The following is a 21,748-nucleotide window of genomic DNA, read 5'->3' on the forward strand; positions in this document are numbered from 1 at the left end:
ACATGAGAAAAATATATATGAATATCTATTGAAATAAATTCATAATCAAAGATATATTATCATGTAGGTTTAGTTAATAAAGGGAGATGATTTTTTGTATAAGATAATTATGACGGGTGGAGGAACAGCTGGACATGTAACTCCGAATCTTGCATTGGTGCCCAAACTTAAACAAAAAGGTTTTGAGATAAAGTATATAGGAAGTAAAGATGGAATAGAAAAGGAGATAATTGAGAAGGAAAAAATACAATATTATTCAATTAGTTCTGGAAAATTAAGAAGATATTTTGATTTTAAAAATTTTTCTGATCCTTTCAAAGTAGCTAAAGGGTTGATTGAGGCATTGAGAATATTATCTAAAGAAAAACCTAATGTAGTATTTTCAAAGGGAGGATTTGTTGCTGTTCCAGTTGTAATGGCAGCAACCATAAAAAAGATTCCGGTTGTTGCTCATGAATCTGATATTACACCGGGACTTGCTAATAAATTAAGTGCTCCATTTTGTAATAAATTATGTGTTACATTTCCAGAAAGCTTAAATTATGTGAAGAATAATAAGGGTGTGCTTACAGGTTCTCCCATAAGAGACGATATAATAAATGGAGATATTGTAAAAGGAAAAGAGATTGCTGGATTTAAAACCAATAAACCTATAATATTGGTAATGGGAGGAAGCTTAGGATCTAAGGTTATTAATGATGCACTAAGAGAAAAATTAGTTGAATTATTAAAAGAGTTTAACATTATTCATATATGCGGTAAAGGAAACTTTGATAAGTCACTAGATAAAGTTGAAGGTTATGCTCAATTTGAGTATGTATCTAATGAGCTATCTCACCTAATGAAGAGCTCAGATTATGTAGTTTCAAGAGCTGGGTCTAACTCCATATTTGAATTTTTATCACTTCAAAAACCTATGTTATTAATTCCATTATCAAAGAAAGCCAGTAGGGGAGATCAAATTTTAAATGCTAATTCTTTTAAAAAAGAAGGGTTTTGCTTAGTGCTTGAAGAGGAAAACTTAAATAAAGATACCCTTTTTGAATCAATTCAGAGGTTGAAAAAAGAGGGAGATGTTCTTAAGAATGCTATGAGAAAAAGTAGCATGAGTAATGGTGTAGAAGCAATAATAAATGTAATAATGGATAACATGAAAAAATAATTGCTAGACAAATTGATTAATTTGTCTAAAAATTGAGAAAATTTAAAGAAAAACGAGTATTCCTATAAAAATATGAAATAAAGTTAAATTATTGAGCAATTTGTAGAAATTTAGGCAGAGGGTTGGTAAAATGAAGCTAGACTAGTATAAACGCTTAATATTTCTTTTAATATGAAACTTGCAAAATATTTTCCATGATATATAATTAGTATTGTGAGTTTCCATGTGGGAAATAAGCTTAAACAAACGAATTGTTAATTATTTAACAAAACGAGGTGCTTTATATGAAAAAAGTGAGTATCATTTATTGGAGTAATGGCGGAAATGTTGAAGTTTTAGCAAATGCTATTACTGAAGGTGCTAAAGAAGCTGGAGCTGAAGTGTTAATAAAGCATGTTGCAGATGCAAAAGTTTCTGATATAACAGAAGCAGACAGTGTTGCTTTAGGAAGTCCTTCTATGGATAACAACAGAATAGAGCAAAAGGAAATGGAACCTTTTGTGAATGAATTTAAATTATTACCTAATGGTAATAAAAAACTTGTCTTATTTGGTTCGTATGGATGGGATAATGGCGCATTTATGCAAGAATGGTCTAATAGAATGAAATCTTATGATTTTAATGTTATTGGAGAACTTGCAGTAAAAGAGTCACCAGATCAAGATGAATTAGATTTAGCAAAGGAATTCGGTAGAAAACTAGCCGAATAGAAAAAAGTTTTTTCTATGTTTCTAAAAAAATATTATGTTTAGAAACATAATAAAATAAATCATTTTACCATTTAGAAAGAGGGGTCAACAAAATGAGAAAAATGAAAACTATGGATGGTAATACTGCAGCAGCTCATATAGCATATGCATTTACTGAAGTTTCTGCAATATATCCAATCACACCATCATCACCTATGGCAGAACATGTTGATGAATGGGTAGCACAAGGAAGAAAGAACATATTTGGACAACCTGTAAGAGTTATGGAAATGCAATCAGAGGCTGGAGCAGCTGGAGCAGTTCATGGTTCATTACAAGCTGGAGCATTAACAACTACATTCACTGCTTCTCAAGGTTTATTATTAATGATACCAAACATGTATAAAATCGCTGGAGAAATGTTACCAGGAGTTTTACATGTATCAGCTAGAGCATTAGCTACATCATCATTAAACATATTTGGTGACCACCAAGATGTTATGGCTGCAAGACAAACTGGTTTTGCAATGTTAGCTGAAGGTTCAGTACAAGAAGTTATGGATTTAGCAGCAGTAGCTCATTTAACTGCTATTAAAACAAGAATTCCATTCTTAAACTTCTTCGATGGTTTCAGAACTTCTCATGAAATTCAAAAAATTGAAGTTTTAGAATATGATGAATTATCTAAATTAGTTGACTGGAATGCTATAAAAGCATTTAGAGAAAGAGCATTAAATCCAAATCACCCAGTTACTAGAGGAACAGCTCAAAATGCAGATATCTACTTCCAAGAAAGAGAATCTGTAAATAAATTCTATGATGCATTACCAGAAACAGTTGAAAGCTACATGGCTGAAATTACTAAATTAACTGGTAGAGAATATCACTGCTTCGATTACTATGGTGCACCAGATGCAGATAGAGTAATAGTTGCTATGGGTTCTGCAACAGATGTATGTGAAGAAACTGTTGATTACTTAAATGCAAACGGACAAAAAGTCGGTGTTGTTAAAGTAAGATTATTTAGACCATTCTCAAATGAAAGATTATTAAAAGCTATCCCATCTACTGTTAAGAAGATAGCTGTATTAGATAGAACAAAAGAACCAGGATCTGCTGGTGAACCATTATACTTAGATGTAAGAAATGCATTCTTTGGACAAGCTGATGCTCCATTAGTTGTAGGTGGAAGATTCGGTTTAGGTTCAAAAGATCCAAATCCAGGACATATTGCTGCAGTTTATGCTAACTTAGCACAAGATGCACCTAAAAATGGATTTACTATAGGTATTGTTGATGATGTTACAAACACTTCCTTAAATGTTACTGAAGATATAGATGCTACTCCAGCTGGAACTTCAGCTTGTAAGTTCTGGGGATTAGGATCAGATGGTACTGTTGGAGCAAACAAGAGTGCAATCAAAATTATTGGAGACCATACAGACATGTATGCTCAAGGATACTTCTTCTATGATTCAAAGAAATCAGGTGGAATTACAGTATCTCACTTAAGATTTGGTAAGAAGGCTATTAAATCACCATATTTAATAAACAAAGCAGACTTTGTTTCATGTTCTAACCAATCTTATGTTCATAAGTACAATGTACTTGATGGATTAAAACCAGGTTCAACTTTCTTATTAAACACTATCTGGACTCCAGAAGAGTTAGAAGAAAAATTACCTGCATCATATAAGAGATTTATTGCTAACAACAACATTAAGTTCTACACTTTAAATGCTGTTGGAATAGCTCAAGAAATAGGTCTTGGTGGAAGAATCAACATGATAATGCAATCAGCTTTCTTCAAGTTAGCTAACATTATCCCAGTTGAAGATGCAGTTAAATACCTAAAAGATGCTGTTGTAACTTCTTATGGTAAGAAGGGTGAAAAAGTTGTTAACATGAACAACGCAGCTATCGATAGAGGTATCGAATCAATGGTTGAAATTAAAATACCAGAAGCTTGGAAAACAGCTGTAGATGAAGAAGTTGTTGATACTAAGAAGAAATCAGACTTCGTTAAGAATATAGTTATTCCAATGAACAGATTAGAAGGAGATTCACTTCCAGTTTCAACATTTGTAGGAATGGAAGATGGTACATTCGAACAAGGTACTGCAGCTTTCGAAAAGAGAGGAATTGCTGTAAATGTTCCTGAATGGCAAGCAGATAAATGTATTCAATGTAACCAATGTTCATTTGTATGTCCTCATGCTGTAATAAGACCATTCTTATTAACAGATGCTGAAAAAGCAGCAGCACCAGAAGGATTAAAATTAGTTCCTGCTAAGGCATTAAAGACAGAGGAACCACTAAGCTACACTATGGCAGTAAGTCCATTAGATTGTTCAGGTTGTGGAAACTGTGCTCAAGTATGTCCAGCTCCAGGAAAAGCATTAATCATGAAACCACAAGAATCACAACACGTTGAGATTCCAAACTGGGATTATGTAACTGAAAAGGTAGCTCCAAAAGCTAACCCAATGAATAAATTAACATTAAAAGGTAGCCAATTTGAACAACCATTACTTGAGTTCTCAGGTGCTTGTGCAGGTTGTGGAGAAACTCCATATGCTAAGCTTATAACTCAATTATTTGGTGATAGAATGATGATATCTAATGCTACTGGATGTTCTTCAATTTGGGGAGGATCTGCTCCTTCAACTCCATATACTGTAAACCACAATGGACATGGTCCAGCATGGGCAAATTCATTATTCGAAGATAATGCTGAATATGGATTAGGTATGTTCTTAGGAGTTAAAGCTATAAGAGATAGAATAGCTGAAAAAGCTCAAGCTGCTATAGCTGCAGGAGACTCAGCAAAAGCTGAATTACAAGATTGGTTAGATAATATGAACGAAGGTGCTGGAACAAGAGATAGAGCTGAAAGATTAACTGCTGCTCTAGAAAAATCTGGTACTGAAATTGCTAAAGAAATATTATCAGAAAAAGACTACTTCGTTAAGAGATCTCAATGGATCTTCGGAGGAGACGGATGGGCATACGATATCGGATACGGTGGAGTTGACCACGTACTTGCTTCAGGAGAAGATGTAAATATATTCGTATTTGATACTGAAGTTTACTCAAATACAGGTGGACAATCTTCAAAATCTACACCAACTGCTGCAATAGCTAAATTTGCTGCAAGTGGTAAGAAGACTAAGAAGAAAGACCTTGGAATGATGGCTATGACATATGGTTATGTATATGTAGCTCAAGTTAATATGGGAGCAGATAAGAACCAAGTTCTTAAAGCTATTGCAGAAGCAGAAGCTTATAAGGGACCATCATTAATCATAGGTTATGCACCATGTATCAATCATGGATTAAAAATAGGAATGGGTAACAGCCAAGAAGAAGCTAAGAGAGCAACTGCTTGTGGATACTGGTCAATGTACAGATACAATCCATTAGTAAAAGAACAAGGAAAGAACCCATTCACATTAGATTCTAAAGAACCAACAGCTGACTTTAAAGAATTCTTAATGGGAGAAGTTAGATACTCTTCACTTGCTAAGGCATTCCCAGAAGCTGCAGATGCATTATTTGAAAAGACATACAAAGATGCAATGGAAAGATTAGAAGGTTACAAGAAATTAGCTAACCAATAATTATATGTAAATTAAAAGAGATGGATTTATTCCATCTCTTTTTTGTTAATTAAATTACAAAAAATAAGCTGATAAAGGTAAAAATTAGGTTATAATCACCAAAAATTCAGTAGTATTAATTAAGTTATTGTTAGCCAAACTACAATATAATAACAAAAAATCAAAAAGTAAATATTTACATATGCTAAACTAAAATTAAAATGAGTAAATTTTATCTTTTTTACATTTTCATAACTTTAATATAGAAATATTAACTTTCTTAATATAAACTTAACATTGGAGTGTTATTATTTATTAGTATGTGATAATTAAAAGGAAGGATTGGTATTATGTTTAACTTTTCACCTAAAAACGATAAGTTCTTTGATTTATTTATCGACTTTTCAGAATTAATTCAGGAGGCATCAAAGGAACTAGTAGGTTTCGCAAAAGACACAAATACTTTAGAAGAAAGAAGTTTGAAACTAAAAGATATTGAACACAAAGGTGATGATCTTGCGCATAGAATATTTGAAGAATTAAATAACAATTTCATTACACCTTTAGATAGAGAAGATATCTTAGTGATTACAAATAGGCTAGACGACGTAATTGATAATATTGAAGATTTAGCTGGAAGATATCTAATGTATAATATCAAAACTAGTAGAGAAAAAAGTTATAAAATGATTGAATTAATTGATAAAAGTGCAGTAAAATTACAAGAATTATTTGTAGCGCTTAAAGATTTTAAAAAGAATAATAATACTAAACAATCAATTGTGGAAATTAATCTTCTAGAAACAGAAGGAGATTTCGCTTATAGAGAAGCTATGAGAGAATTATTTACTACAGATGTAAAAGAAATAGAAATAATAGTATGGAAAGATCTTTATGAAAAATTAGAGAAAACTTTAGATTCTTGCGAGACTTTAGCTAACTTAGTTGAAGGAGTTGTAATGAAACATGTTTAATTCAGCATTAGTAATTACGAGTATTATAGTTATCCTTGCATTAGCTTTTGATTTTATAAATGGGTTTCATGATACAGCTAATGCTATCGCAAGTTCAGTTACTACAAGAGCATTATCTCCTCAAAAAGCTATACTTATGTCAGCATGCTTAAATTTTACGGGTGCTTTAATAAGTACAAAGGTAGCTACTACAATTGGAGGAGGAATAGTTTTCTCAGGAGGAGCACCAGAAAAAGTAGTACTAGCAGCTGTAATTGCAGCTATACTATGGAATTTGATAACTTGGTATTTCGGAATTCCAAGTAGTTCATCCCATGCATTAATTGGAGGCCTTATCGGAGCAGCAATAGCATTCTCAGGAACAGTACATATAATAAATTGGCCTACATTTCTTAAGAAAGTTGTTTTATGGCTTTTCTTATCACCAGTAATCGGATTTATAGTCGGATTTATAATAATGACATTAATTAATTGGATATTTAGAAGAGCAAAGCCAATGAAAGCAACAAAAGGATTTTTAAAAGCACAAGTATTCTCTGCAGCTTTTTTAGCATTTAATCATGGAAGTAATGATGCTCAAAAGTCTATGGGTATAATTTCTCTAGCTTTAGTTAGTGGAGGATATATAGAAACATTCCATGTACCTTTATGGGTAAAAATTGCATGTGCCGCAGCTATGGCATTAGGAACATCTATAGGTGGTTGGAAGATTATAAAGACTATGGGAAGTGGTATGGCAAAGTTAACTCCAGCTTCTGGTTTTGCAGCTGACTTATCAAGTTCTGCAGTTATATTTACAGCTACTATGTTAGATGCGCCAGTTAGTACAACACATATAGTTTCTACAGCAATAATGGGAGTGTCAGCATCTAAAAGATTATCAGCAGTAAGATGGGGAGTTGCCAAAAATATAGTATCAACTTGGGTATTAACAATACCATGTTGTGCAATCGTTGGAGGAATCATTTCCATAATAGTAACTAGGTTAATATAAAAAATAAAAACTCGGGTAACCGAGTTTTTTCTTTAATGATCTAAGAATTTTTCGAGTTTATTCATGTAACTTAATTTACTAACTTCAGATTTAGTAATTGTAACTTTAAAATTTGAATTTATATTTAGAAGTTGTTCTATAATAGAAAAAGCAGCTTCACCACCATTTCCACCTTGAGTGCAAAATAAGCTAATAGATTTAATGTCTTTTTTATAAAGATTAATAAAGGTTCTAATAGCAGGCGGTATCTTGGAAGCCCAGACAGGGAATCCTATTATAATATGCTTATAATCTTTTGGCTCTTTAGTAATTGGAGCAATCTTGGTTTCTTTCTCTTGCCTTGCCTCATATCCACTAATAATGAATTTAGTAAATCCTTTTCTTTTTTTCCAATCGATTATTTCCTCAACAGGACAATTTAATAGTTCTCCTAAATCTTTGGCTACGGTTTTAGTATTTTTTGTTCTTGAATAATAATAAATAATACTACTGTCACTTTCCATTGTAATCCCCCTAAACGTTTAACTAAAAATATTATACCAAAAAAATAATGACTAAAAAAGGATTTTGTGTTAATATAATTTATATGTAAAATATTTTGATTATCAAACTTTTTTATACGAAAATAATTGGAGGATTTTTATAATGAAAATTGAACCAAAATTTAGGGGATTTATATGTACTGCAGCCCATCCTTTAGGCTGTGAGGAAAATGTTAAAGAACAGATTGAATATGTTAAAGAAAAAGGTACCGTTAATGGAGCTAAAAATGTTCTAGTTATTGGTGCTTCAACAGGATATGGTTTATCATCAAGAATTGTATCAGCTTTTGGTGCTGGAGCAAATACTTTGGCAGTAAGTTTTGAAAAAGAATCTAATGGTAAAAGAACAGCAACTCCTGGTTGGTATAATACAAAAGCATTCGAGAAATTTGCAAAAGAATTAGGCGGATTTCATAAAAGTATTAACGGGGATGCTTTTTCAGATGAGATTAAAGAGCAAGTTATAAATGAAATAAAAAGTAATATGGGAAAAGTTGATTTAATAATATATTCACTAGCATCACCTAGAAGAACTGATCCTAAAACAGGAGAGGTATATAGTTCAGTAATTAAGACAATTGGTGAGAATTTTTCTGGTAATACTTTTGATTTTCTTACTTTTAAAATATCTAATGTAGAAGTTACAGCTGCTACAGAAAAAGAAATACATGACACAGTAAAAGTTATGGGTGGAGAAGACTGGAAGCTTTGGATTGAGGCATTAAAAGAAGCAGATGTTTTAGATACTGGCGTAAAGACTTTAGCTTATTCATACATAGGACCTAAATTAACTTATCCAATGTACAATGATGGAACAATTGGAATGGCTAAAAAGGATTTAGATATTAAGGCAAAAGAAATAAATGAATTATTAAGTGAAGTTGATGGAAAAGCTTACGTTTCAGTAAATAAAGGATTAGTTACTCAAGCGTCATCGGCTATACCAATAGTACCATTATATATTTCTGTACTTTATAAAGTAATGAAAGAAAAAGGAATACATGAAGGGTGTATAGAACAAATTTATAGGCTTTTCAGTGATAGAATTTATGGCGGGGATTTGCAATTAGATTCTGAAGGAAGAATAAGAATAGATGATTTAGAGCTTAGAGATGACGTTCAAAAGGAAGTTATTGAACGTTGGGAAAAAATAAATAGTGAAAATATAACAGAAATATCTGATGCAGAGGGATTTAGAGAAGAGTTTCTTAAATTATTTGGTTTTGGATTAAAGAATATTGATTATGATAAAGATGTAGAAATTTAAAATATATTGCTTTTTTTGCAAAAATAATATAACATACAATCAAAAGTGAATATAAACTTCAGTTCGTATATACATGGAAATATGGTCCAAGTGTCTCTAGAGATAACCTTAAATTATCTAGCTACGAACTTTAATATTGTATGTAGAACCTATGGGCTGGAGTAATAGCTTTTTCTTAAAATTTATAGAAAAAGAATACTTAAAAACCATAGGTTTTTATTTTTTGGAGGAAAGTTATGGAATTACTAAAAAAGAAGATTAGAGAAGAAGGAAAAGTTATTGGAGATAGCATTCTAAAAGTTGATGGTTTTATAAATCATCAAATGGATGTAAGATTATTCAATGAAATGGGGAAAGAATTTAAAGAAAGATTTAAAGGAGAAAGAATAGACAAGATACTCACAATCGAAGCTTCAGGAATAGGAATTGCAACTATAATTGCACAATATTTTGATTATGTGCCAGTAGTTTTTGCAAAGAAGTCATTAGCTTCAAATTTAGATAATGAGCTTTATCATTCTAATGTACATTCATTTACTAAAAATAAAGATTATGATGTGGTTGTAAGTAAGAGATTTATTAATAAGGGAGAAAGAGTTTTAATTATAGATGATTTTCTAGCAAATGGTTGCGCAGCCTGTGGATTAATAGATATTGTGAAACAAGGTGAAGCAGAGCCTGTGGCTGTTGGAATAATCATTGAAAAAGGATTTCAACCCGGAAGAAAGGTAATTGAAGACTTAGGAGTGAAAGTAGAATCTTTAGCCATTATAGATAAAATTGAAAATGGTCAGGTATTATTTAAATAAAATTTTTAAAATAAATCCTTAGCTATGAGTTGATGTAGAGCTAGGGATTTATTTTTTTAAAAAAATAATGTATAAAAGTGTTGATAAAATGAAACAATAAGCATATAATAATTATTAAATAAGAATAATTATCCAACATAAAATAAGGAGTTGATTTTAATGAGTGTAATTAAATATGTATTTTCAAAGGACTTTAGAAAAGAATATTCCAAGGATCTTAGGAATAAAGTCAACTTTGAATTCGATGCTAATGAGAAGGCTTATAGAAAAGATAGATAGATTAAAATAAGGCAGCCCATAAATGGGCTGTTTTATTTTACTTTTAGGCAATCTCTCATTTTTTTAATTATTTAACGCATGTAATATTCCATTACATAATCCTTCTGCCAATTTATTTTGATATTCCTGGTTGCTTAATAGCTTATCCTCTTCTGGATTAGACATAAAACCCATCTCTACTAATACTACTGGAACCTTTGACCAATTGAAGCCTGTTAGATCACTTCTTTCAGAAATACCACGATTACTCATACCAGCTGAAGCTATTAAATCATTTAGTATAGTTTCTCCGTACTTTCTGCTCACTGTACTTATATCTTTAGCATAACCAATTGGGGCTGGTACTAGCATTGAAGCACCTTTTACACTTCTGCTATTTACAGAATCGCAGTGAATTCTTATTGTTAAATTAGCATTATTATTATTTCCTATCTCTGCTCTCTCTATATTGCCAGGGCTTTCAATATCTTGAGTTTTGGTCATTATAACCTCAACTTGATTTTGTTCTAATAAAGCCTTAAGTTTTAATGATACATCCATAGTCACTACATATTCAGGTGTACCAGTTACTACTCCTTGTGCTCCCCCTGGATCTTTGATTTTCATGGTATTTGAATCAGGTGATATTTTTTCTTGTTCCCTATTTCCATTAGAGGAGTGACCAGGATCTATAACAACCTTTTTTTTAATTACAGGTGTATCCTTAATTATATCTTTGTTTTCTTCTTTAACGTTTTCATTTAATGTCTTAGTTTCTTCATTTGTTATTTCAACTTCGTCAGTTTGTTTTTCTAACCCCACTTCTTTTCTTTTATCTTTACAACTCGATAAAGAAAATAGGATTATTATACACAATATTCCAAGGATTAATTTTTTCATTAATATTTTTTCTCCCATTCCTGAATTAGCATATAATTGGCTATTTCATATTCATTTAAAGCCGAATCACTTCCATCATAATTTGGATTAGGAACATACCAACTTTTAGAGTTAAAATAATCCTTGAATTCATCCATCTTAAATACATAACCGTGACGTGCAAATATTTCGTTTCTAGCAATTGCTAATTCTTCTTTGCTTAACCACATTAAATCACCATCAGTTAGGTATCTTTTATAACTGTCTTCGAAGATATACTCATTAGAATTATTTGATACATTAGCAACTTGTTCTACTACTGATTTTACTTCTGTTGGAGTTCTTCCATCTTCGTAAATTTTGAACCATTTTTTTAAAATAGTTGAAGATGATGCTGTTAGATTATTTCCAACCACTTCATAAATACCATCTCTATCAATATCATCTGGCATTGTATAGTTATTAGCAATTACTGCACCTTTAAATATTATTTCTTTATTATCAAATCCAAAAACACTTGTACAAGATTCTCCAGAGCTATTACTGTAATGAATAAATGCTCCTTTTACTCCTTTAGCAAATTCATATACTCCTTGTATTTCTGAATTCCAATATTCACTAAATGTTTTAGTATCAACTACTTTATATTGTCCGTTGGTGATTTTATACAAGTCGAGTTTTGATACTGCACCATAATTGTAATTCATATTTTGCAAATGTATTATTTCATCAAAAGAATCTCCATCAAAATCATCATAGTAAACACCGTCATACTTCATAAGTAATCCTTTTGAATTTTCTAATCGCGTATTTGTTATCTTTGAAGAAATATTTAGCATAACATTGTCATAATTCACATTAGATTTAAAATCTCCGCCTAACTTATTTATCTCTACAAATTCTTTAATTATATCTTCATATCTGCCTTCAGCATAAAGTTTATTTATTCTATTTTCTTTAATCTCTCCAGCTATGCTTTGATATTCATCTTTAGATAATAAACTAGATACTTCTTTAAGTTTAGTTTCAGCAGTATCTATATCTGTTTTAGACATTTCAATTAGCGAATTTTTAAGTAAATCCTTAGCATTGCTTGTCTCTAGTGTTTTCACTGCATTTACTGCATAATCTATCTTTTTGGATGTTATTTCTGTGTTTTTATATTTATATATATAGTATTCTCCCTTTATTTTATTAAAGAACACCACAACTAATACTACAAGAAATAATAATAAACCTATTAGTATTTTTACAGTAAAGTTTGAAGATCTTTTCTTAGGAATGTTGTTTTTAGATAAATTCCTTTTCATTACCTTAGATTTTGCATCTAAATCAGGTATTTCATTTTGTGTTAGTTGTTCACATTTCGGACAAATTTTCATGTCATCGGAAATAGGACTTCCACATTTAGTACAAAATTTCATTTACATCCCCCTCATAAATAATTTTACTTTCATACGATACATTTTTTAAAATACTCTCAATTTATATACTATTAATATTTCATATAATGTTACACGAAATATTAGATACTTATACTTTAATAAAAGAGCTAAAGTGAGAAAATAAGGTTTAATTTTCTCATACTCTTAAGGAATTTATGATATTTTGAAAATAAGTAGTGAATACTATTCATAAACCTATTTAAATTTAAGGAGGGCATTATGAAAGTAACAAATTCACAAGAATTAATGGAAAAAATAAAGGAAATAAGAATAGCCCAAAAGAAATTCTCTACATACTCACAGGAGCAGGTAGATAAGATATTCAGAGAAGCTGCAATGGCGGCAAACAATGCAAGAATTCTATTAGCTAAAGCAGCCACTGAAGAAACTGGTATGGGTATAGTAGAAGATAAAGTAATCAAAAATCATTTTGCTTCAGAGTATATCTACAATCAATACAAGGATATGAAAACTTGTGGAATACTTGAAAGGGATGATCCTTTTGGTATTACTAAGGTTGTTGAACCTATTGGTGTAGTGGCTGCTATTATTCCTACTACTAATCCAACTTCAACAGCTATTTTTAAATCACTAATATCGCTAAAAACTAGAAATGGAATTATTTTTTCACCACATCCAAGAGCTAAAAAATCAACTATTGAGGCTGCCAAAATAGTGCTAGAAGCTGCAGTAAAGGCAGGAGCACCAGAAAATATTATTGGGTGGATTGATGAGCCATCTGTTGAGCTTTCACAATTAGTAATGAAGGAAGCTGATATAATTTTAGCAACAGGCGGACCTGCTATGGTTAAAGCAGCATATTCATCAGGTAAACCAGCTCTAGGAGTTGGCTCTGGTAATACCCCAGTAATAATTGATGAGACAGCACATATAAAAACTACAGTAAGTTCTATTCTATTATCAAAAACATTTGATAATGGAGTGATTTGTGCATCTGAGCAAGCGTTAGTAGTTATGGATTCTATATATTCGGAAGTTAGAAAAGAACTACAAGATCGTGGAGCATATATTTTAAATCCAGAGGAAAGAGATAAAGTAAGAGCAATAATTTTAAATGATAAAGGAGGGCTTAACTCAGATATCGTAGGTCAAAGTGCCTATAATATTGGTAAACTTGCGGGTATTACAGTGCCAGAAGAAGCTAAGGTTTTGATAGGTGAGGTGGAATCGGTAGAATTAGAAGAACCATTCTCACATGAAAAATTATCGCCGATTTTAGCTATGTATAAAGTAGAAAATTTTGATGAAGCCTTAGTGAAAGCTGTTAGATTAATTGAACTAGGCGGCTTTGGTCATACCTCAGTTTTATATACAGATCAAATTAGATCTAAAGATAGAATTGAAAGGTTTGGAGAAACAATGAAAACTGCTAGAACTATAATAAATATGCCTGCTTCACAAGGGGCTATTGGGGATATTTATAATTTCAAATTACCTCCTTCTTTAACACTAGGTTGCGGGTCATGGGGTGGAAATTCTGTTTCAGAAAATGTTGGGCCTAAGCACCTTTTGAATATAAAGAGTGTAGCTGAGAGGAGAGAGAATATGCTTTGGTTTAGAGTGCCAGAAAAAATTTACTTTAAGTATGGTTCATTAGGAGTGGCCCTTAGAGAATTAGCAGACATGGGTAAAAAGAGGGCTTTTATAGTAACTGATAAGGTTTTGTATAATTTGGGATACACAGATGAATTAACCAAAGTACTTGAGGAAGGCGATATAGACTTTAAGATATTCTTTGATGTTGAACCTGATCCAACATTAGCTACAGCAACTAAAGGTGCTGATGAGATGGAAAGCTTTAAACCAGATGTTATAATTGCGCTAGGTGGAGGTTCTCCTATGGATGCAGCTAAAATAATGTGGGTAATGTATGAGCATCCAGAAGTAAGATTTGAAGACCTTGCCATGAGGTTTATGGATATTAGAAAGAGAGTTTATAAGTTCCCTACAATGGGAGAAAAAGCATATTTTGTTGCAGTACCAACATCAGCAGGAACTGGTTCTGAAGTAACTCCATTTGCAGTAATTACTGATGAAAAAACTGGAGTAAAATATCCGCTTGCGGACTATGAACTAACCCCAGATATGGCAATAGTAGATGCAGAGCTTATGATGAAGATGCCAAAGGGTTTAACTGCTGCATCAGGTATAGATGCTTTAACCCATGCAATTGAAGCCTATGCTTCAGTTTTAGCATCAGAATATACTAATGGATTAGCATTAGAGTCTATTAGATTGATATTTAAATACTTGCCAGAGGCATATAATAACGGAGCTACTAGTGTTAAAGCAAGAGAAAAAATGGCACATGCTGCTACTATGGCTGGAATGGCTTTTGCTAATTCATTCTTGGGAATATGTCATTCTATGGCCCATAAGCTAGGCTCAATGCACCATGTTCCTCATGGAGTGGCAAATGCGTTGTTAATTGATGAAGTTATAAGGTTTAATGCGGTAGATGATCCAAGAAAACAAGCAGCATTTCCACAATACAAATATCCTAACGTTAAATGGAGATATGCTGTTATAGCAGATTATTTAAATCTGGGAGGAAACACTGAGGAAGAAAAAATAGATAGACTCATTAAAAAAATAGATGTTTTAAAAACACAGATAGGAATGCCTAAAACAATAGCAGAATATGGAGTTACAAAAGATAGATTTTATTCTACTTTAGATGAAATGGTAGAGCAGGCTTTTGATGATCAATGTACAGGTGCAAATCCAAGGTATCCATTAATGAGTGAAATTAAGCAAATGTATATAAATGCCTATGAAGGTACAGGTAAATAAATAATATTAACTAATTTAAGAATAAAGAGATAATGTTTGGAAAAAATCTTACTATTTTAGTAAGATTTTTTTTATTGGTAACTTTAGTTACCGAAAATCTTTTCAAATGCAAATATAATTAACTTGTGATCAAGAGAGAACAAAAATAAAAATTAATAGGGTTTCAAGTTCAACAATTAATTTATACATGCCAGAAAATGTCCAGGTACCGACATTTTCAAACATTAAAAATTATGTTTCACTAAAGAAACCCTATAATATAAATGGAGGAATTAAAGAATGAGTATGTTTTGTTATCAATGTCAAGAAACCGCTGGATGCAGTGGATGTACAATAAAAGGAGTTTGTGGAAAGACTCCAGAACTTGCAGGTTTACAAGATGTTTTAATTTATGCAACTAAAGGGCTTTCAGAAGTCACTACAAAAGCAAGAGAAGAAGGAATAAAGATTGCAGCAGAAGTAGATCATTATGTAACAATAAATCTATTCACTACAATCACAAATGCAAACTTTGATAATGAAGTATTCTACAAGAGAATAAAAGAAACCCTTAATATAAAAAATGAACTAATTGAAAAGTTATCAAATAAAGCTGATTTAAGCGAAGCTGCATTATGGACAGCTACAACTAATGAAGAAATTGATGCAAAAGCACCAACAGTTGGAGTATTAGCAACTGAAAATGAAGATGTTAGAAGTTTAAGAGAATTAATTACTTATGGATTAAAAGGTATGTCTGCTTACTTAAAGCATGCTAATGCTTTAGATTATGACAATTCTGAAATTAATGCATTCTTACAAAAAGCGTTAAGTAAAACATTAGATGATAAATTATCAGCAGAAGAATTAATAGCTTTAACATTAGAAACTGGTAAAGTTGGAGTTGACGCTATGGCGTTACTAGATGGGGCAAACACTGGAACTTACGGAAATCCAGAAATAACAAAAGTAAACATTGGAGTTGGAAAGAACCCAGGAATACTTATTTCAGGACATGATTTAAAGGATATAGAAGAATTATTAAAGCAAACAGAAGGAACTGGAGTAGATGTATACACTCACTCAGAAATGTTACCAGCTCACTACTACCCAGCATTTAAGAAATACTCACACTTCGTAGGAAACTATGGAAATGCATGGTGGAAACAAAATGAAGAATTCGAAAGCTTTAATGGACCAATACTGATGACAACAAACTGTATTGTACCTCCAAGAGCTTCATATAAAGATAGATTATTTACAACTGGAGCATCAGGTTTTGAAGGTTGCAAGCACATTGAAGCAGGAGTTAATGGACAAGCAAAAGATTTCTCAGAAATCATTGAATTAGCTAAAAAGTGTCAAGCTCCAACTGAAATAGAAACAGGAGAAATTATCGGAGGATTTGCACATAACCAAGTATTTGCGTTAGCAGATAAGGTAGTAGATGCAGTTAAATCAGGTGCAATTAAGAAATTCTTCGTAATGGCAGGTTGTGATGGAAGAGCTAAGAGCAGACAATACTATACTGATTTTGCAAAAGCAATCCCTAACGATACAGTTATCTTAACAGCTGGATGTGCTAAATATAAATATAATAAGTTAGAATTAGGCGATATTGGAGGAATTCCAAGAGTATTAGATGCTGGACAATGTAACGATTCATACTCATTAGCATTAATAGCATTAAAATTAAAAGAAGTATTTGAATTAGAAGATATAAATGAATTACCAATAGCATTCAACATTGCATGGTATGAACAAAAGGCTGTAATAGTATTATTAAGCTTACTATACTTAGGTGTAAAGAACATTCACTTAGGACCAACATTACCAGCATTCCTTTCACCAAATGTAGCTAAAGTTTTAGTTGAAAACTTTGGTATCGGTGGAATAACAAATGTAGAAGATGATGTTAAAATGTTCATGGAAATGTAATTAAATAAATTAGTCCATATAATCCCTTACAAATATACGATGGTGTCTCATATTATTTGAGACACCATCTTTTTTGCATTAAATAGATAAATTTATATTATAAAATTATTGACAAAAACAGCTCATAGGCATATACTATATATCATATAGGAATTGTATGAAATAAAAGTGATGATAAGAATTAGTACTTTAAGAAAAACTATCAGAGAGATTTTCCCTTGGCTGAAAGGAAGATTTGGGATGACTTAAAGGAATGCATCTTTGAACTCAAAGCTGAATTTATAGTAAGCAATGCAGGGGCGTCTGTTACTACGCTAGAGTATGATATGTACTTTAATTAAGTTAATCCTTTTGTAAGGATTTAAGAAGAGTGGAACCGCGGACTTACTGCCTCTTTAGGTGATGAGTTCTTTTTTTATTTGATTTTAAAATTTAAAGGGTTTTATGCAGAGCTATATTTAAAAACATGCTAGATTAATATTTTATAAGGTCTAGTATCATAAACTAAGTTTCGCAGTTACAAGCCCTTAAGGAGGGTTAAGATATGATGAACTCAGTTAATTATTTTAATAGTATTGCCAGCTCTTGGAATGAAATTAGGACAGGTTATTTTAAAGAAGAGGTTCGAAATGTAGCATTAAGTAAGGTAGATATAAAGGACAAAATAGTAGCAGATTTAGGATGTGGAACGGGATTTATTTCACTAGAAGCAGTAAAAACTTCAAAGATAGTTTTTCCAGTAGATATTTCTAAGAATATGCTGAAAGAACTATATAGCTTTGCTAAAAGCAAAAACTACAACAATATTTTTCCTATAAAAGGTGGAATGGAGGAAATACCTTTATTCGACGAATCGATAGATGTGGTCTTTACTAATATGGCACTTCACCATGTAGAAAATCCATTTAAAGCAATTGAAGAGTTTAATAGAATATTAAAGCAGAATGGAAAAGTTGTAATTACAGATGTAGAAGAACATCATGGAGAATGGGCTAGAGAAGAAATGTTTGATATTTGGTTAGGTTTTTCACATGAGCAGATAGAAGAATGGATGGTAAAGGCAGGATTTAAAAATGTTAGTGTAAACTCAACGGGGCTAGAATGCAAAGGTGTATCTTCAAAAGGTGAATATACACAAACAGGAATTTTTTTAGCATATGGGGAAAAATAAATATTATACAAATTAGGAGGAAATTATGAAAATTGATTCATTAGTAATTCACGGAGGAATTTCATCAGACAAGGCAACAGGAGCGGTAAATGTACCAGTATATCTTTCTTCAACATTTAAACAACCAGAATTTGGGGTAAATCTTGGATATGAATATGCAAGAACAGGTAACCCAACAAGAGAGTCAGTAGAAAAGTTAATAAGTGACCTAGAAGGTGGAGTAAGAGGGTTTGCATTTGCTTCTGGTATGGCAGCTACATCTACTGTATTAAATTTATTTAAATCAGGAGATAGAATTCTAATTAATAATAATCTATATGGAGGAACTTTTAGAGTAATAGATAAAGTATTTTCAAACTTTGGGCTTAAATATGACATAGTTGAAGATTTTAATACTTTTGATTTTTCTACTATATCAGAGGATGTTAAAGGAGTATTTATAGAAACTCCGACCAACCCATTATTATCTATTACTGATATTAAGAGAGTTGCAGAAGAAGCTAAAAAGAGAAATTTAACTGTTATAGTTGATAATACTTTTATGACTCCATATTTTCAAAATCCACTAAGTTTAGGAGCAGACATCGTAGTACATTCTGCTACAAAATACTTAGGAGGACATTCAGATGTAGTTGCAGGTCTTGCAGTTACAAATAACACTGAAATTGCTGAAAGATTAGCCTTTTTACAAAATTCAATTGGAGCAGTACTTCCTCCATTTGATTCTTATTTATTAGTAAGAGGAATAAAAACATTAAGTGTTAGATTAGATAAGCATGCAGATAATGCTCAAAAGATAGCAGAATATCTTAAAGCACATGAGGCTATTGAAGAAGTATTTTATCCAGGTTTAAAGGATCACCCAGGTCATGAAATACAAAAAGCTCAGGCAAGAGGTTTTGGAGGAGTTGTTTCATTTAAGTTAAAAGAAGGATATGATTTTAAGAAATTTATTAATTCATTAGAATTAATAACATTTGGAGAAAGCTTAGGAGGAATTGAATCATTATTATGCCATCCTGCTTCCATGACTCATGCAGCACTACCAGTTGAGCTTAGAGAAAGAATAGGAATAAAAGATAATTTATTAAGAATTTCAGTTGGAATAGAAAACTTTGAAGATTTAAGAGATGAAATTGAACAAGCAATAATTAATAGTAAAGAGGAAAAATAAAATGAAGTATGCTAATAGTATTGTTGATTTAATAGGAGATACACCGTTAATTAAAATTAATAATTTTGATATAAAAGATGGTGTAAATATTTTTGCTAAACTAGAAGGACAAAATCCAGGAGGAAGCACAAAGGACAGAATTGGATTATATATGATAGAAAAAGCAGAAAAAGAAGGCATATTAAAACCCGGAGATACTATTATAGAAGCAACTGCAGGGAATACAGGAATTGGAATAGCTATCGGTGCATTAAACAAGGGTTATAACATTAAATTTGTTATACCTGAGAAATTTTCAGTTGAAAAGCAAACAATATTAAAAGCTTTAGGAGCAGAACTAATCATTACTCCAAAGGAAGAGGGAATGACAGGTGCCTGTGAAGTGGCTGAAAAATTACTGAAGGAAATTCCAAACAGTATTTCGTTAAAGCAGTTTGAAAATGATGCTAATCCAATCGCTCATTATGAGACAACAGGAAAAGAAATTTATAGAGATCTAGAAGGAAATATAGATTACTTTGTAGCTGGTGCAGGTAGTGGAGGAACTTTTACTGGAGTATTAAAATACCTTAAAGAGAAAGATCCAAGCATCAAGGGAGTACTAGCTGATCCATATGGCTCCACTATTGGTGGAGGAGAAGAAGGATGTTATAGGATAGAGGGAATAGGAAATAATTTTATTCCTAAAACCTTAGATAAGCATTATATAGATTTAGTAAAAAAGATAAGTGATGAAGAAGCCTTTTATTATACAAAAGAACTGGCTAAAAAAGAAGGAATATTAGTTGGCTCATCATCAGGAGCAGCAATGGCAGCTGCATATAAACTTTCACAAGAAATAGAAGAAGGAAATATAGTGGTAATTTTTCCGGACAGAGGAGATAGATATTTCTCCAAAAATATTTATGATTAGTTAAGAAGAAGTGAAAATATAAGATTTTAATCTTATATTTTCACTTCTTTTAATTATTTGTGATAAGTTTTGATTTCTTCTTTTCAGCAACTAATAAAACAAGGATAGGAATTATAACTTGAAATGGAAAAGCATAATATTGATATATATTTAAGGCCCAAAAAACCATTTGCATTATATTTCCATAAATAAAATATGAGAAGTAAGCCATAAGTAACCCTAATTGAAAAACTATTGTTTTATAAGAACTTAATCCAAACAAAGCTTTTAATCCATTGCTAGCAGCCATTAAACAAATGCTAATCTTAATAAATACAGAAGAAACAAAAGTTATTGAAACAGATACTTCAATTCTTTGAAGAAAGTCACCAACATGAATTCTACTAACAGCTATATATGAAGGGAAATAGGTATTAGTTAGGTTATTTGGACCTAAAACTAATATATTTCTAAAGGCTATAACTAATATAAGAAGACCTGAACCTAAAATAGAAATTAATAAAACCTTAAATGGTTTAACCTTCTCTTTATAAAAATAAGGTAAACCAATAAATGCTATAATTTCTGCAAAAGGAAAAGAAAAAGCTGAAAAGGCTCCTGAAAGTACGGGATTCCATCCGTTCTTAAGTATAGGCTTTATATTAGGTAATGACTCTTTTGAGAGTGCAAGAAATTGTATTATTACTATTACTACAATGCAAGTCAAAAAAAGAATCTTAGAACTTCTACCTACTGCCTCAAGTCCGGATTTAACTGCCCAAATACATAAAAGTGTTAATGTAATAATAGGTACAAGCATCGGTGTTTCAGGCATAGCTTGAGTAGTTAAAAATTCTCCAAAATTACGGAGAACAAGTACACCAAGATGAAAAAAGTACCAAGTATATATAGCGGTAAGAAGTTTTGCAATTACTTTACCAAATAAGATGTTAAAAATATCGAAAATATTCTTATCAGGGAATAATGATATTATTTTGCTATAAACATAAGTTATTGGAATTACCAATAATATTGCTAAAATAATTGAAATCCAGTTATCATTTTTTGCTTGCCCTCCAGCACCTAGTAATAAGGTGCTTCCCATTAGAAATAAATTCATAGTGCATATAGCTTGGGTATTAGATAAGGTTTCTTTATTCAT

General features: G+C 31.5%; 16 protein-coding genes, 1 riboswitch and 1 other annotated feature. Of the genes, 12 read left to right on the plus strand and 4 right to left on the minus strand.

Going from position 1 to position 21,748, the window contains the following annotated elements:
• Positions 1–109 precede the first annotated feature (109 nt).
• From PTZ02_RS01200 to PTZ02_RS01220, 5 genes are all read left to right on the plus strand, one after another.
• On the plus strand, positions 110–1,162 hold the full coding sequence (locus tag PTZ02_RS01200; RefSeq protein ID WP_274228048.1) for an undecaprenyldiphospho-muramoylpentapeptide beta-N-acetylglucosaminyltransferase: 1,053 nt from the start codon (positions 110–112) through the stop codon (positions 1,160–1,162).
• 284 nt (positions 1,163–1,446) lie between these two features.
• Positions 1,447–1,872 (plus strand): flavodoxin, encoded by a 426-nt coding sequence (locus PTZ02_RS01205; RefSeq protein ID WP_274226007.1) that lies wholly within the window; start codon positions 1,447–1,449, stop codon positions 1,870–1,872.
• A gap of 92 nt (positions 1,873–1,964) precedes the next feature.
• Positions 1,965–5,471: a pyruvate:ferredoxin (flavodoxin) oxidoreductase gene (gene nifJ, locus PTZ02_RS01210; protein WP_274226008.1), complete on the plus strand. Its 3,507-nt coding sequence runs from the start codon at positions 1,965–1,967 to the stop codon at positions 5,469–5,471.
• Between the two features lie 329 nt (positions 5,472–5,800).
• Positions 5,801–6,424, plus strand: a complete 624-nt coding sequence (locus PTZ02_RS01215; RefSeq protein ID WP_274226009.1) for a DUF47 domain-containing protein — start codon at positions 5,801–5,803, stop codon at positions 6,422–6,424.
• Positions 6,417–7,418: an inorganic phosphate transporter gene (locus tag PTZ02_RS01220; protein ID WP_274226010.1), complete on the plus strand. Its 1,002-nt coding sequence runs from the start codon at positions 6,417–6,419 to the stop codon at positions 7,416–7,418. Before PTZ02_RS01215 ends, PTZ02_RS01220 begins: the two co-directional genes overlap by 8 nt.
• Positions 7,419–7,450: 32 nt before the next feature.
• Here PTZ02_RS01220 and PTZ02_RS01225 read toward each other — a convergent pair whose 3' ends face one another.
• Positions 7,451–7,921, minus strand: a complete 471-nt coding sequence (locus tag PTZ02_RS01225; RefSeq protein WP_274226011.1) for a flavodoxin family protein — start codon at positions 7,919–7,921, stop codon at positions 7,451–7,453.
• Positions 7,922–8,063: 142 nt separating this feature from the next.
• Here PTZ02_RS01225 and fabV point away from each other — a divergent pair, with 142 nt between their 5' ends.
• Both fabV and PTZ02_RS01235 read left to right on the plus strand, forming a co-directional pair.
• A complete protein-coding gene (fabV, locus tag PTZ02_RS01230) occupies positions 8,064–9,227 on the plus strand; it encodes an enoyl-ACP reductase FabV (protein WP_274226012.1) in 1,164 nt (387 codons plus the stop codon).
• A gap of 43 nt (positions 9,228–9,270) precedes the next feature.
• A riboswitch (purine riboswitch) is annotated at positions 9,271–9,371 on the plus strand.
• A 92-nt stretch (positions 9,372–9,463) separates the two neighbouring features.
• Positions 9,464–10,036, plus strand: a complete 573-nt coding sequence (locus PTZ02_RS01235; RefSeq protein ID WP_274226013.1) for a xanthine phosphoribosyltransferase — start codon at positions 9,464–9,466, stop codon at positions 10,034–10,036.
• A 342-nt stretch (positions 10,037–10,378) separates the two neighbouring features.
• Here PTZ02_RS01235 and PTZ02_RS01240 read toward each other — a convergent pair whose 3' ends face one another.
• Both PTZ02_RS01240 and PTZ02_RS01245 read right to left on the minus strand, forming a co-directional pair.
• Entirely contained in the window at positions 10,379–11,194 is an 816-nt protein-coding gene (locus tag PTZ02_RS01240; protein WP_274226014.1) for an N-acetylmuramoyl-L-alanine amidase family protein, read from the minus strand.
• The gene (locus tag PTZ02_RS01245) at positions 11,194–12,597 is read right to left on the minus strand and encodes a YARHG domain-containing protein (protein ID WP_274226015.1); all 1,404 of its coding nucleotides are present in this window, start codon (positions 12,595–12,597) and stop codon (positions 11,194–11,196) included. The genes PTZ02_RS01240 and PTZ02_RS01245 overlap by 1 nt, the downstream gene beginning before the upstream one ends.
• A 240-nt stretch (positions 12,598–12,837) precedes the next feature.
• Here PTZ02_RS01245 and adhE point away from each other — a divergent pair, with 240 nt between their 5' ends.
• The 5 genes from adhE (at position 12,838) to PTZ02_RS01270 (ending at position 20,607) form a co-directional block, all read left to right on the plus strand.
• The gene (adhE, locus tag PTZ02_RS01250; protein WP_274226016.1) at positions 12,838–15,432 is read left to right on the plus strand and encodes a bifunctional acetaldehyde-CoA/alcohol dehydrogenase; all 2,595 of its coding nucleotides are present in this window, start codon (positions 12,838–12,840) and stop codon (positions 15,430–15,432) included.
• A gap of 285 nt (positions 15,433–15,717) precedes the next feature.
• The gene (gene hcp, locus PTZ02_RS01255) at positions 15,718–17,349 is read left to right on the plus strand and encodes a hydroxylamine reductase (RefSeq protein WP_274228049.1); all 1,632 of its coding nucleotides are present in this window, start codon (positions 15,718–15,720) and stop codon (positions 17,347–17,349) included.
• 162 nt (positions 17,350–17,511) lie between these two features.
• Positions 17,512–17,747 (plus strand) — a binding site (T-box leader).
• A 149-nt stretch (positions 17,748–17,896) separates the two neighbouring features.
• Positions 17,897–18,520, plus strand: coding sequence for a class I SAM-dependent methyltransferase (locus PTZ02_RS01260; RefSeq protein ID WP_274228050.1), 624 nt, complete (start codon positions 17,897–17,899; stop codon positions 18,518–18,520).
• Positions 18,521–18,545: 25 nt separating this feature from the next.
• A complete protein-coding gene (locus tag PTZ02_RS01265; RefSeq protein ID WP_274226017.1) occupies positions 18,546–19,694 on the plus strand; it encodes a trans-sulfuration enzyme family protein in 1,149 nt (382 codons plus the stop codon).
• A 1-nt stretch (position 19,695) separates the two neighbouring features.
• Entirely contained in the window at positions 19,696–20,607 is a 912-nt protein-coding gene (locus PTZ02_RS01270) for a PLP-dependent cysteine synthase family protein (RefSeq protein WP_274226018.1), read from the plus strand.
• Between the two features lie 49 nt (positions 20,608–20,656).
• Here PTZ02_RS01270 and PTZ02_RS01275 read toward each other — a convergent pair whose 3' ends face one another.
• Positions 20,657–21,748, minus strand: a complete 1,092-nt coding sequence (locus tag PTZ02_RS01275) for a GerAB/ArcD/ProY family transporter (RefSeq protein WP_274226019.1) — start codon at positions 21,746–21,748, stop codon at positions 20,657–20,659.

Source organism: Clostridium sp. 'White wine YQ', assembly GCF_028728205.1.
Lineage (GTDB): Bacteria > Bacillota > Clostridia > Clostridiales > Clostridiaceae > Clostridium_T.

Excerpts from the sequence above, each read along its gene's own strand:
- PTZ02_RS01200 (WP_274228048.1), top strand. The coding sequence starts at position 110 with ATGACGGGTGGAGGAACAGCTGGACATGTAACTCCGAATCTTGCATTG.
- PTZ02_RS01205 (WP_274226007.1), top strand. The coding sequence starts at position 1,447 with ATGAAAAAAGTGAGTATCATTTATTGGAGTAATGGCGGAAATGTTGAA.
- nifJ (WP_274226008.1), top strand. The coding sequence starts at position 1,965 with ATGAGAAAAATGAAAACTATGGATGGTAATACTGCAGCAGCTCATATA.
- PTZ02_RS01215 (WP_274226009.1), top strand. The coding sequence starts at position 5,801 with ATGTTTAACTTTTCACCTAAAAACGATAAGTTCTTTGATTTATTTATC.
- PTZ02_RS01220 (WP_274226010.1), top strand. The coding sequence starts at position 6,417 with ATGTTTAATTCAGCATTAGTAATTACGAGTATTATAGTTATCCTTGCA.
- PTZ02_RS01225 (WP_274226011.1), bottom strand. The coding sequence starts at position 7,921 with ATGGAAAGTGACAGTAGTATTATTTATTATTATTCAAGAACAAAAAAT.
- fabV (WP_274226012.1), top strand. The coding sequence starts at position 8,064 with ATGAAAATTGAACCAAAATTTAGGGGATTTATATGTACTGCAGCCCAT.
- PTZ02_RS01235 (WP_274226013.1), top strand. The coding sequence starts at position 9,464 with ATGGAATTACTAAAAAAGAAGATTAGAGAAGAAGGAAAAGTTATTGGA.
- PTZ02_RS01240 (WP_274226014.1), bottom strand. The coding sequence starts at position 11,194 with ATGAAAAAATTAATCCTTGGAATATTGTGTATAATAATCCTATTTTCT.
- PTZ02_RS01245 (WP_274226015.1), bottom strand. The coding sequence starts at position 12,597 with ATGAAATTTTGTACTAAATGTGGAAGTCCTATTTCCGATGACATGAAA.
- adhE (WP_274226016.1), top strand. The coding sequence starts at position 12,838 with ATGAAAGTAACAAATTCACAAGAATTAATGGAAAAAATAAAGGAAATA.
- hcp (WP_274228049.1), top strand. The coding sequence starts at position 15,718 with ATGTTTTGTTATCAATGTCAAGAAACCGCTGGATGCAGTGGATGTACA.
- PTZ02_RS01260 (WP_274228050.1), top strand. The coding sequence starts at position 17,897 with ATGAACTCAGTTAATTATTTTAATAGTATTGCCAGCTCTTGGAATGAA.
- PTZ02_RS01265 (WP_274226017.1), top strand. The coding sequence starts at position 18,546 with ATGAAAATTGATTCATTAGTAATTCACGGAGGAATTTCATCAGACAAG.
- PTZ02_RS01270 (WP_274226018.1), top strand. The coding sequence starts at position 19,696 with ATGAAGTATGCTAATAGTATTGTTGATTTAATAGGAGATACACCGTTA.
- PTZ02_RS01275 (WP_274226019.1), bottom strand. The coding sequence starts at position 21,748 with ATGAATAAAGAAACCTTATCTAATACCCAAGCTATATGCACTATGAAT.